2 protein-coding genes are annotated in these 9,220 nt (G+C 75.1%); both read left to right on the top strand.

The window, feature by feature from the left end:
* Positions 1 to 7,671: SDR family NAD(P)-dependent oxidoreductase (locus ACPC54_RS41695; RefSeq protein WP_498972943.1), on the top strand; the 7,671-nt coding region annotated here is incomplete at its 5' end.
* Positions 7,672 to 7,707: 36 nt separating this feature from the next.
* Positions 7,708 to 9,220, top strand: a 1,513-nt coding sequence (locus ACPC54_RS41690) for a type I polyketide synthase (protein ID WP_498972941.1), incomplete at its 3' end; no start/stop codon positions are given.

Here is a 9,220-nt window from a genome sequence, read left to right as displayed (position 1 = left end):
GGCGTCCCGGTCGACTGGGCGCGGCTCTTCGACGGCACCAACGCCCACTGCGCCGACCTGCCCACCTACGCCTTCCAGCACGAGCACTACTGGCCCGCCCTGGGCAGCGGCGCCGGCGACGTCGCCTCCGCCGGTCTGCTGGCGGCGGACCACCCGCTGCTCGGGGCGGCCGTGCCGCTCGCGGGCACGGACAACGTCGTCTTCACCGGCCGGCTCTCGCCCGGCATGGCGGCGGCGTGGGACGGCGACGCGGACGTCTTCCCGGCGGCCGGGTTCCTGGAGATCGCGATCCGGGTCGGCGACCACGTCGGCTGCGACCGGGTCGAGCGGCTCCGCGTCACCCGGCCGCTCGCCCTGGGCGCGGGCACCATGCTTCAGGTCCGGGCAGGCGCGCCGGACGAGACGGGTGCGCGGACGGTGACCTTCTTCTCGCGCCCCGACGGCGGGCTCGACGAGCCCTGGACCGAGCACGCCACCGGTGTGCTGACCACGGGAGCGCGCGCCGCCGACTTCGACGCGGCGGTGTGGCCGCCGACCGGCGCGGTCGCGGACGGCGCCGGCGTCTGGCGGCGCGGCGAGGAGACCTTCGTCGAGGCCGAGCTCCCGGCCGAATCGGCAGGCTCTGCGGCCGAGTTCGGTCTGCATCCGGCGTTGCTGGCCGCCGTCCTGCGGGCCGCCGACCGAGGGCTCGTGCCGGTGGCGTGGTCCGGGGTGTCGCTGCACGCCACGGGTGCCACGGTGGCGCGGGCCCGGCTGGCGCGGACGAGTGCGGACACGCTGTCGCTGGTCCTCGCCGACGCGGCGGGCGAGCTCGTGCTGTCGGTGGAGTCCGTGGAGCTGGGCGAGCCGGCCGCTGCCTCCCACGGGGTGAACGGGTCGCTGCTGCGGCTGGAGTGGGTCGCGGCTGCGCCCGCCCGGCCGGTGAGCGTCCGGTCCGTGACGCTGGGCGTAGAGGTCGCGGAGCTGTCGGAGCTCGGCGACGAGGTGCCCGGCGCTGTGGTGGTCCCGGTGGTGGGTGGTTCGACGCCGGAGGCCGTGCACGAGGTGACGGCGTGGGCGCTGGGCCTGGTGCAGGAGTGGCTGGCCGAGCCGCGCTTCGTCGACCCGCGCCTCGTCTTCGTCACGCGGGGTGCCATGGCGGGCGGCGAGGTCGTGGACCTGGCCGGCGCTGCCGTGTGGGGCCTGGTGCGGGCGGCCGAGTCGGAGAATCCGGGCCGGTTCGTCCTCGTGGACACGGCCCCGGACGGTGAGCTCCCGCTGGACGCCGTGCTGGCGACCGGCGAGTCGCAGGTGCTGGTCCGCGAGGGCGCCGTGCGCGTCGGTCGGCTGACCCGCGCCGCGGGCGGCGGGTCGTCTGCGGGCTGGGGCGAGGGCACGGTCGTCGTCACGGGCGGCACCGGCGGCCTCGGCCGGCTCGTCGCGCGCCACCTGGTGGCGGAACACGGCGTGCGGGGCCTGCTGTTGCTGAGCCGTCGCGGTGGCGTCGGCGCGTGGCTGGAGGAACTGCGCGCGCTGGGCGCCGAGGTCGAGGTCGTGGCCTGCGACGCCGCCGACCGGGAGGCGCTCGCCGAGGCGCTGCACGGGCGGACGATCACGGGTGTCGTGCACGCGGCCGGTGTGCTGGAGGACGGCGTCGTGAGCGCGCTGACGCCCGAGCGGCTCTCGACGGTCCTGCGTCCGAAGGTGGACGCGGCATGGAACCTGCACGAGCTGACCAAGGACCAGGACCTCAAGGCCTTCGTCCTCTTCTCGTCGATCTCCGGTGTGTTGGGCAGCGCCGGTCAGGGCAACTACGCGGCGGCGAACGTCTACCTCGACGCGCTCGCGCACTGGCGTCGCCACCAGGGCCTGGCCGCCCAGTCGCTGGGCTGGGGTGCGTGGGTGCCGACGGCCGGGATGACGGGGAAGCTCTCCGAGGCCGACCTGCACCGCATCCACGCCTCCGGCGTCCCGCCCCTGACCGAGGAGGACGGTCTCGCCCTGCTCGACGCCGCCATGGGCGTCGACGAGCCGTACCTGGTCGCGACGGGCCGCATGGCCGCCGGCGCCCGCCCGCGCGGCGAGGTGCCGACGATGTTCCGCGCCCTCCTGCCCGCCGGCCGCCGTACGGCCGTGAGCACCACGGGCACGGGCGCCGCGCTCGCCGCCCGTCTCTTCTCGCTGCGCGAAGGCGACCGCTTGCGTCACCTCGTCGACCTCGTCCGCGCGGAGGCGGCCGGCGTCCTGGGCCACGCCTCGGGCCGAGCGGTCGACTCCGGGCGGGAGTTCCGGGACCTCGGGTTCGACTCCCTCACCGCGATCGAGCTGCGCAACCGCCTCGCCGACGTCACCGGGCTCCGGCTCCCGGCGACCATGGTCTTCGACTACCCGACCCCGCACGCCCTCGCCGCGCACCTCCTCGGGGAACTCCTCGACGAAGAAGCCGACTCGGTGACCCCGGCGGCCGCCGCCCGCGCCGATACCGGGGAGCCGATCGCGATCGTCGGCATGGCCTGCCGCCTGCCCGGCGGGGTGCGGACCCCCGAGGACCTCTGGCGGCTCCTGAGCGAGGGCCGCGACGGCATCACCGACTTCCCGACCGACCGCGGATGGGACCTTGACGCGCTCTTCGGCACCGGCCACGGCGTGAGCGCCACCCGCCAGGGCGGTTTCCTCGCCGGCCTGGGCGACTTCGACGCGGGCTTCTTCGGCATCTCGCCGCGCGAGGCCCTCGCCATGGACCCGCAGCAGCGGCTCCTGCTGGAGACCTCCTGGGAGGCGTTCGAACGGGCGGGCATCGACCCGACGGCGCTGCGCGGCAGCCGGACCGGCGTCTTCGTCGGCACGACGGGACAGGACTACGCCTCGCTGGTGATGAACTCGCGGGAGGAGGTGGAGGGCCACGCGAGCACCGGGCTGGCCAACAGCGTGATCTCGGGCCGGGTGTCGTACTGCTTCGGCCTGGAGGGCCCGGCGCTCACGATCGACACGGCGTGCTCCTCCTCGCTCGTGGCGATGCACCTGGCCGCGCAGTCGCTCAACAGCGGCGAGTGCGCCCTGGCCCTGGCCGGTGGCGTGACCGTCCTGTCCACGCCGATGGCCTTCCTCGGCTTCACCCGCCAGGGCGGACTGGCCACGGACGGGCGCTGCAAGGCGTTCGCGGACGGCGCCGACGGGACGGGCTGGTCGGAGGGCGCCGGCGTGCTGGTGCTGGAGCGGCTCTCGGACGCCCGCCGTCACGGGCACCCGGTCCTGGCCGTCGTGCGCGGTTCGGCCGTCAACCAGGACGGTGCTTCGAACGGCCTGACGGCGCCCAACGGTCCGTCCCAGCAGCGCGTGATCCGCCAGGCACTGGCCAACGCGGGGCTGTCGGCCGACGAGGTGGACGCCGTCGAGGCGCACGGCACGGGCACGACCCTCGGCGACCCGATCGAGGCGCAGGCGCTGCTTGCGACCTACGGGCAGGACCGCGAACTCCCGCTGTTCCTGGGCTCGGTGAAGTCCAACCTCGGGCACACCCAGGCGGCGGCCGGGGTCGCGGGCGTGATCAAGATGGTGGAGGCGATGCGGGCGGGCGTGCTGCCGAAGACGCTGTACGTCGACGCGCCGTCCTCGCACGTCGACTGGTCGGCGGGCGCGGTGGAACTCCTGACGGAGGCACGCGAGTGGCCCGAGGCCGGGCACCCGCGCCGGGCCGGGGTGTCGTCGTTCGGGATCAGCGGGACGAACGCCCACGTGATCGTCGAGCAGGCGCCCCTGGTGGACCAGGCCGGGGAGCCGGGCATCGCGCCCGGCGTGGTGCCGTGGGTGGTCTCGGGCGCGTCGGAGGCCGCGCTGGAGGCGCAACTGGCCCGGCTCGCCGACGTGGACGGCTCACCGGCGGATGTCGGACTGTCGCTGGTCGGACGGTCGCGGTTCGCGCATCGGGCGGTACTGCTGGACGGCGTCGAGGTGGCGCGCGGCGCGGCGGGGGAGCGGAGGCTCGCGCTGCTGTTCTCCGGACAGGGGTCGCAACGGCTGGGGATGGGGCGGGAGTTGTCTGCCCGGTTCCCCGTCTTCGCCCAGGCGTTCGACACGGTCTGTGCGGCGATGGACGTGCCCTTGCGGGACGTGGTGTGGGGCTCGGGCGAGGAACTGCTGAACCGGACGGAGTACGCCCAGGCCGGGCTGTTCGCGGTCGAGGTGGCGCTCTACCGGCTCGTCGAATCGCTGGGCGTACGGGCCGAGTTCGTCGCCGGACACTCGATCGGCGAGATCGCGGCCGCGCACGTCGCCGGGGTGTTCTCGCTGGAGGACGCGTGCGCCCTGGTCGCGGCCCGGGGCCGTCTCATGCAGACGCTGCCGGAGGGCGGCGCGATGCTGGCGGTGCAGGCTACGGAGGACGAAGTCCTGCCGTTGCTGGACGGCTCCGTCTCCATCGCTGCCGTCAACGGACCGACGTCCGTCGTCGTCTCGGGCAGCGAGGAGGCCGTCGAGGCGATCCACCGGTACTTCGCCGACCGCAGGACCACGCGGTTGCAGGTCTCGCACGCCTTCCACTCGCCGCTGATGGATCCGATGCTGGAGGACTTCCGCGAAGTCCTGAACGGGCTGACGTACCGGGCCCCTTCGATCCCGCTGGTCTCCAACCTCACCGGTGAGGTCGGCGGCGAGGACTTCACCACCCCCGACTACTGGGTGCGCCACGTCCGCGACGCCGTCCGCTTCGCCGACGGGATCCGCACCCTCGACGCGGCCGGCGCGACGGACTACCTGGAGCTCGGTCCCGGCGGCGTGCTCACCGCCCTCGCCGAGCAGAACCTCGACGAGGGCGCCGACCGCGTCGCGGCCCCCGCGCTTCGCCCCGACCGGCCGGAGGAAGGCGTCCTGCTGACGGCGCTCGCCCGCCTCCACGTCGTGGGCGTGCCCGTCGACTGGGCCCGGGTCTTCGACGGCACCGGCGCCCGGCGCGTCGACCTGCCGACGTACGCCTTCCAACACGAGCGCTACTGGCCCGCCCAGGCCGCGCACACGGGCGACGTGACCGGCGCGGGCCTGCGGCCGGCCGAGCACCCGCTGCTGGGCGCGGTGATCTCCCCGGCCGACTCGGGCAGCCTGCTGCTGACCGGCCGGCTGTCGCTGAAGGCGCAGCCGTGGCTGGGCGACCACCGGGTGGGCGGCGTGGCCGCCTTCCCGGCGACCGGGTTCCTGGAGCTGGCCGTCCGGGCCGCCGACCAGGTGGGTTGCGACCGGGTCGAGCGGCTGACGCTCGCCGAGCCGCTGGTGCTGCCCGAGGACGGCGCCGTCGTCGTCCAGCTGGTGGCCGGCGCCCCGGACGAGGCCGGGACGCGCCCGCTGAGCTGCTACGCGCGGCCGGAGGACGCGGTGGACGGTCCGTGGACCTGCCACGCGACCGGCACGCTGGTCGTCGGCGAGGCGGAGGGCGGCTTCGACGTCTCGGTGTGGCCCCCGGCGGACGCGGTCGCCGTGGACCCGGAGTCCTGCCACGACCCGCTGGACCACGGCCCGGTGTTCCGCACGCTGCAGGCGGTGTGGCAGCGGGGCGACGAGGTGTTCGCGGAGGCTGTCCTCCCCGGCCGGGCCGAGGACGCGGCGCCGTACGGGCTGCACCCGGCGCTGCTGGAGGCCGCCGTCCAGATCGCCGCCCTGATCGGGGCGGACGGCGGTGAGCGGCTGGTGCCCACGGACTGGCGCGAGGTGGCGCTGCACGCGAGCGGCGCGGCCGTGGTGCGGCTGAGGGTGGCCCGGGCCGGCGCGGACGCGGTGTCGGTGGAGGTCGTGGACGCGGCGGGCGGGCCCGTACTGTCGGCGGGGTCGCTGACGCTGGGCGAGCCGTCCGCCGTGTCCGAGCGGAGCGGACCGGCCGGGGCGCTGCTGCGGCTCGACTGGGTGGACGTCCCGGCACGGGCGGCCGGGCCCGTGCGGGCCGTCACCTTGGGCGAGGACGTGCCGTCACTCGCCGACGTGACCGGCGAGGTGCCGGAGGTCGTGCTCGTGCCGGTGGCGGGTGGTTCGACGCCGGAGGCCGTGCACGAGGTGACGGCGTGGGCGCTGGGCCTGGTGCAGGAATGGCTGGCCGAGCCGCGCTTCGCAGGCGCCCGCCTGGTGTTCACGACTCAGGGTGCGGTACCGGGCAGCGAGGTCGCGGACCTCGCCGGCGGCGCGGTCTGGGGTCTCGTCCGGGCGGCCGAGGCGGAGAACCCGGGCCGGTTCGCCCTGCTCGACGTCGAGCGGGCGTCGGACGTGAAGACGGCGCTGCCTGTCCTCTCCACCCACCTGGACGGCGGAGACTTCCAGTTCACCGCCCGTGCCGAGGCCGTGCGGGTGGGCCGACTCGCCCGAGTGACCCCCGGCGGGAGCTCGCCGGGCTGGGGCACGGGAACCGTGGTGATCACGGGTGGTACCGGCGGTCTGGGCCGTCTCGTCGCCCGGCACCTGGTGACCGGACACGGCGTGCGGGAGCTGCTGTTGCTGAGCCGGCGCGGGGGCGCGTCCGAGCTGGCGGACGAGCTGGCGGAGCTGGGTGCCCGAGCCGAGGTGGTGGCCTGTGACGCCGCTGACCGGGAGGCGCTCGCCGGGGCGCTGTGCGGCCGGACGATCACGGGTGTCGTGCACGCGGCCGGTGTGCTGGACGACGGCATCGTCACCGCGCTCACCTCCGAGCGCCTGTCGTCTGTCCTGCGCCCGAAGGTGGATGCCGCCTGGAACCTCCATGAGCTGACCAAGGACCAGGACCTCAAGGCCTTCGTCCTGTTCTCCTCCATCTCGGGCGTGATGGGCACGGCGGGCCAGGGCAACTACGCGGCGGCCAACGTCTACCTGGACTCCCTCGCACACTGGCGCCGCCGACAGGGCCTCGCCGCCCAGTCCCTGGGTTGGGGCGCCTGGATGCCCACGGCCGGCATGACCGGGACGCTCACTGAGGCCGACCTGCACCGCATCCGCGCCACCGGAGTCCCGCCGCTGACCGAGGAACAGGGCCTCGCCCTGCTCGACGCCGCCATGGGCCTCGACGAGCCCTACCTCGTCCCCATCGGCCGCGCCGCCGGTCCGGCCCGGATGCCCGGCACCGTGCCCGCGCTGCTGCGCGGCCTGGTCCGCGGCGCCCGTCGCGCGGCCGAGTCCACCGGCGGCCGCACCGGCACGGTGGCCGCGCTCGCCGCCCGCCTCCACGAGCTGCGCGAGACCGACCGGCTGCGCCACGTCGTCGACCTCGTCCGCACCGAGGCGGCGGCCGTCCTGGGCCACGCCTCGCCGCAGGCCGTCGTGGCCGACCGGGACTTCCACGACCTCGGCGTGGACTCCCTCACGGCACTCGAACTGCGCAACCGCCTCACCGCCGTCACCGGCCTGCGCCTGCCCGCGACCCTGGTCTTCGACCACCCGACGTCCGCCGTCCTCGCCGCACACCTGCTCGGCGTGCTCCTGGACGAGCAGGACGCGGCGGACGGCGCCGCGCTGTTCGGCCAACTCGACCGCCTGGACGCGGCCCTGGCGGCCTTGACGGACGCGGACACCGACGGGGCGACCCGGAACGCGGTGTCGCTCCGGCTGTGCCGAATGCTGGAGAAATTGCGAAACCAGGACGCGCAGAATGCCGAGGACGCCATTGCGGATCGGCTCGAAGCAGCGAGCGCCGACGAGGTCCTGGCCTTCATCGACAACGAGCTCGGCCGTCTGAGCGACCGCTGACCAACCGCGCCTCATCACAGGAAGGCACCACCCCCCATGTCGAACGACAGCAAGCTCGTTGACTACCTCAAGTGGGTCACGGCCGACCTGCACCGGACACGCCAACGACTGCTGGAGGCCGAGTCCGGCCGGCACGAGCCGATCGCCATCGTCGGCATGGCGTGCCGCCTGCCGGGCGGGGTGACCACCCCCGAGGAGCTCTGGCGGCTGGTGGCGGACGGGCGGGACGGCATCACCGGGTTCCCCGCCGACCGCGGGTGGGACATCGCGGCGCTGCTCGGCGAGGGCAGCGGCAGCAGCGCCGCGATCGAGGGCGGGTTCGTCGCGGCCGGCGAGTTCGACGCCTCCTTCTTCGGCATCTCGCCGCGCGAGGCCCTCGCGATGGACCCGCAGCAGCGGCTGCTGCTGGAGACCTCGTGGGAGGCGTTCGAGCGGGCGGGCATCGACCCGGCGGGCCTGCGCGGCACCCGCACCGGCGTGTTCGTCGGCACGGCCGGCGTCGACTACGTCGGCGTGGTGATGAACTCGGACGAGGACATGGAGGGCCACGCGACCACCGGCCTGACGGCGAGCGTGCTGTCCGGCCGGGTGTCGTACACCTTCGGCCTGGAGGGCCCGGCGGTCACCGTCGACACCGCGTGCTCGTCCTCACTGGTGGCGATGCACCTCGCATCGCAGGCGCTGCGGGCCGACGAGTGCACGCTGGCCCTCGCGGGCGGGGTCACCGTGCTGTCGACGCCGATGAGCTTCTCCGGGTTCTCCCGGCAGGGCGGGCTCGCCCCGGACGGGCGCTGCAAGGCGTTCGCCGACGCGGCGGACGGGACGGGCTGGGCCGAGGGCGCGGGCGTCCTGGTGCTGGAGCGCCTCTCGGACGCCCGCCGCAACGGGCACCCGGTGCTGGCCGTCCTGCGGGGTTCGGCCGTCAACCAGGACGGTGCCTCGAACGGGCTGACGGCGCCCAACGGCCCGTCGCAGCAGCGCGTCATCCGGCAGGCACTGGCCGCCGCCGGGCTGTCGGCCGGCGAAGTCGACGCCGTCGAGGGCCACGGGACGGGGACGCCGCTGGGCGACCCGATCGAGGCCCAGGCGCTCCTTGCGACCTACGGGCAGGACCGCGAACAGCCGCTCCTGCTCGGCTCGCTGAAGTCCAACATCGGCCACACCCAGGCGGCGGCGGGCGCGGCCGGCGTGATCAAGACGGTGATGGCGCTGCGGCACGGCGTGCTGCCGAAGACGCTGCACGTCGACGCGCCGTCCGCCGAGGTGGACTGGTCGGCGGGGGCCGTCGAGCTACTCACCGAGGCCCGGGCCTGGCCGGAGGTGGACCGGCCGCACCGCGCGGGCGTGTCCGCGTTCGGGATCAGCGGGACGAACGCGCATGTGATCGTCGAGGAGGCGGTGGAGGAGGCTTCCGAGGAGGACTCTTCGGCCGACGGCCCGTCGGTTGTGCCCGGTGTGGTGCCGTGGGTGGTGTCGGCGAAGTCGGAGGCGGCGCTGGACGCGCAGCTGGAGCGGCTCGCCGGGGTCGGGGGCTCGCCGGTGGACGTCG

It is taken from the genome of Kitasatospora sp. NPDC094028, assembly GCF_049543595.1.
Classification (GTDB): domain Bacteria; phylum Actinomycetota; class Actinomycetes; order Streptomycetales; family Streptomycetaceae; genus Kitasatospora.
The sequence above is the reverse complement of the archived record's forward strand: the minus strand, read 5'-3'. Positions and strand labels throughout refer to the sequence as shown.